Consider the following 1,649-nt stretch of genomic DNA (forward strand, 5'->3'; position numbering starts at 1 on the left):
CACATCCATCAACTTAAGGATTTAGACTATTTTTGAAGTTAAAAGCACGTTACTATTTTCTTATGTTAATGAGAAAGGGTGACGTGTTTTTTATGAATATGAATCAAAAACAAGAATTATCTTTATTCGCTGAAGAGTTATATCGATATATGTCTCCCGCTACACTTAATCAATTAGCCATAGAAGCAGGCGGAATGAAACGAAAACGTAAGTGCCACGGGCACCATTTCTTATCTTTGTGTGTATGGCTAAATCAACAAGTCGCTACTACCTCTCTTACTCAACTATGTAGTCAATTAGAAACTTCAACAGGAGTTTTATTAAGTCCGGAAGGACTTAATCGGCGATTTAACTCTGCTTCTGTAGCCTTCTTTCGAACTGTATTTACTACACTTCTACAAGCTAAAATTGGAGGCGTATCTAAGATTTCTCATTCTCTTTCTTCCTACTTTGAGCGCATTCGCATCCTTGATTCTACAACCTTTCAGGTTCCAGATCGATTCGCATCTACCTATCCTGGTGCCGGAGGATGTAGTCATAAAGCTGGTGTGAAAATTCAACTAGAGTATGACTTGTTGAGTGGGGAATTTTCTGATGTGAAAATTGAACCAGGAAAACGAAGTGATCAGGCGTATGGTGCGACTCGAACAGGCATGATACAAAAGAATGAGCTGTATATTCGTGACTTAGGATATTTTCGTCTACAAGACTTTAAGTCTATTCAAGACAAGCAGGGGTATTATTTATCTCGTCTTAAGTTACCAACTAAAATATATAGAAAAGAGTTCGAAACAGTGGTATTTAAAACAAAACCCTCTCAATTGAAACCAGTATATATACAAATTCATTTGGAAGACATTATGAAACAACTACAACCTGGCCAAGTGTATGAATTACACGATGTATATGTAGGGAGTAAGGACAAATTGCCTACTCGTATTGTAGTTTATAGGTGTACCGAGGAGCAAAAACAGAAACGCCTACGTGACCGAGCTATTCGTGAAAAGAAAAAAGGAATTACATATACAGAGCGTACAAAGCTTTTACAAGGTATTACGGTATATATGACAAACATTCCTACGGAATGGGTACCAAAAGAGAAAATCTATGATTTATATTCATTACGTTGGCAAATTGAGCTGTTATTTAAAATATGGAAATCTTGGTTTCAAATTCATCGTTGTAAATCTATTAAACAAGAGCGATTAGAATGTCATCTTTATGGGCAACTCATTAGTATTCTATTATGTTCTTCTACTATGTTTAAAATGCGAGAACTCCTATTACGTAAGAAACAGAAAGAGCTAAGTGAATATAAAGCGATGTACATAATTAAGGATTATTTTTCACTTTTTTACCAAGCATTACACAAAAACACCCAAGAATTATCAAAGGTTCTCCTTCGTCTGTTTAACCTCCTACAGCACAACGGACGAAAATCTCATCGATACGAGAAAAAGACAGTCTTTGATATTTTGGGTGTTGTTTATGAGTATACCACTTCTACTCATCAGGTAGCATAGTAAAAAATTGAAACCCGTCAGGGTTTATTTGATATGCCCGCTTTTATAAAATCTACAAAAGATAATAAAAAACTATATGGAAAGACCGCATTTTGTTTAAAAATATACCTTAAGTTGATGGATGTG

Annotated in this window: 1 protein-coding gene; it reads left to right on the forward strand. The window is 35.2% G+C overall.

Annotated features, from left to right (window positions below):
* Positions 1 to 92: 92 nt before the first annotated feature.
* Positions 93 to 1,523 (forward strand): IS4 family transposase, encoded by a 1,431-nt coding sequence (locus AC22L0_RS29190; protein ID WP_001056973.1) that lies wholly within the window; start codon positions 93 to 95, stop codon positions 1,521 to 1,523.
* Positions 1,524 to 1,649: the final 126 nt, after the last annotated feature.

The organism is Bacillus sp. LQ01, from assembly GCF_057624735.1.

Bases quoted from the DNA above. Each gene is read 5' to 3' on its own strand.
- AC22L0_RS29190 (WP_001056973.1), top strand. From the start codon at position 93: ATGAATATGAATCAAAAACAAGAATTATCTTTATTCGCTGAAGAGTTA.